Raw genomic sequence first — 2,062 nt, 5'->3', positions numbered from 1 at the left:
ACACGGTCCTCGGCTTCGACGACGGCACCGGCGACATCGCCGCGCTGACCCCCGACCTCGCGGCGGTCGCCCTGCCCGACGACCGCTGGAGGCTGCTGCGCCGCGGCCACGACACCGGCCTGCGCGTCGAGACCGGCGAGCTCGTCGACACCATGCTCGCCGCCGTGCACACCCCCACCCCGAGCCCGGGCGGCGTCCCCGCGCAGCTGCCCGCGCCCCCCGCCCCGCCCATCGGGTGGCTCGACCAGCGGGACGGGGCGGTCACCCTCGCCGGGGGCCTGCGCGACGGGGAGCTACCGGCCCGCACCGCGGAGTTCCTCGCCGCCGTCGACCGCCCCCTGCTGATCACGCCGTGGCGGTCGGTGCTGCTGTGCGACCTCGACGAATGGACGGCCGAACAGGTGGTGCGGGTGCTCGCCCCGATGGGCGTGATCTTCGACGCGCAGTCCCCCCACCTGCACTGACCGACCGGCCCCCGACCTTCGCGAACCCGCCCGCGGCGGCCGCGAGCGGCCTACCGTGGAGCAGGTGAGATCCGACACCTCCGCCGCCGATCCGGACACCTACGACGTGATCGTGCTCGGCGGCGGCCCCGCCGGGGAAAACGCGGCGCAGTACGCGATCGCCGGCTCCGACCGCACCGTCGCTCTCGTCGAACACGAACTGGTGGGCGGCGAATGCTCGTACTGGGCGTGCATGCCCAGCAAGGCACTGCTGCGCCCCACCCAGGTGCTCGCCACCGCCCGGCACATGCCCGGCGTCCAGCAGAAGATCAACGCCCGCGGGGTGAACCCCGCGGCGGTGCTGGCCCGCCGCGACGGTTTCACCCACGATCGCGACGACACCGCCCAGGTGCTGTGGGCCGATGCCCAGGGCATCGACGTGCTCCGCGGCCGCGCCCGGCTCACCGGCGACCGCACCGTCACCGTCACCGGCGACCGCCCCCGCGACCTGCGTGCCCGGCACGCGGTGGTCCTCGCCACCGGCACCACCGCCGCCGTCCCCGACCTGCCGGGCCTGCGCGCCGCGCTGCCGTGGACCTCCCGCGACGCAACCAACCTGCGCGAAATCCCGCCGCGGGTGCTCGTGCTCGGCGGCGGCCCCGTCGCCTGCGAAACCACCGCCTGGCTCCGGCAACTCGGCGCCGAGGAGGTCACCGTGGTGGCCCGCGGCCCCCGCCTGCTGCCCCGCGTCGAACCGTTCGCCGCCGACGCCGTCGCCGCCCGCATGAAGGTGCGCGACGTGCGGGTCCGGTGCGGCACCCAGGTGCGGTCGGTGACGCGACCCGACGCCCGCGACACCGGTATCGGCCGCATCCACGGCGGGCCGCTGACCGTCGAACTCGACGACGGCAGCACCGTCGAGGTCGACGAACTCGTCGTCGCCGCCGGTCGCCGCCCCACCACCGACGACCTCGGGCTCGGCACGGTCGGTCTCGACGACGGCGCCGCGCTCACCGTCGACGATCACCTCAACGTCGACGGGGTGGACGGCACCTGGCTGTACGCGGTCGGCGACGTCGCCGGCCGCGCCGCCCTGACCCACATGGGCAAATACCAGGCGCGGGTGTGCGGCGACGTGATCGCCGCCCGCGCCGAGCAGCGGCCCCTCGACGGCGCCCGCTACCGGGCCGGCGCCGACCACGGGCAGGTACCGCAGGTGATCTTCACCGTCCCCGAGATCGCCTCCGTCGGCCACACCGCCGCCTCCGCCCGCGACGCCGGGATCGACGTCGAGGTCCTCGAAACCGAGCTCGAGGTCGCCGGTGCCGCGCTGGCCCGCGACGACTTCGCCGGGCACGCCGCCCTGATCGTCGACCGCGCCACCGACACCCTCGTCGGCGCCACCTTCGTCGGCACCGAAGTCGCCGAACTCGTGCACGCCGCCACCGTCGCCGTCGTCGGCCAGGTCCCGCTCGACACGCTCTGGCACGCCGTCCCGGCCTATCCGACGGTCAGCGAGGTGTGGCTGCGGCTGCTCGAGACCCGCCGGCCATGACCCCGGCCGTCACCGCGGCAGGCGCCGCCACACCGGCCGCGGCACGAACCGCATCCCGAAGTCC

Annotated in this window: 1 protein-coding gene and 1 pseudogene; both read left to right on the top strand. The window is 75.7% G+C overall.

Features of this window, described 5'->3' with window-relative positions; translation table 11 throughout:
* Window positions 1–464 (top strand): annotated as a pseudogene (locus tag Q8814_RS25895) (precorrin-3B synthase); the annotation flags it as partial.
* A gap of 64 nt (window positions 465–528) precedes the next feature.
* Entirely contained in the window at window positions 529–1,998 is a 1,470-nt protein-coding gene (locus Q8814_RS25890; protein WP_330154793.1) for a dihydrolipoyl dehydrogenase family protein, read from the top strand.
* Window positions 1,999–2,062: the final 64 nt, after the last annotated feature.

Origin of the sequence: Rhodococcus chondri (assembly GCF_036327435.1) — a bacterium.
GTDB classification, from domain to species: Bacteria; Actinomycetota; Actinomycetes; order Mycobacteriales; family Mycobacteriaceae; genus Rhodococcus; species Rhodococcus chondri.
Note: the sequence above shows the minus strand (reverse complement) of the source record. Positions and strands in the feature narration are given on the sequence as shown.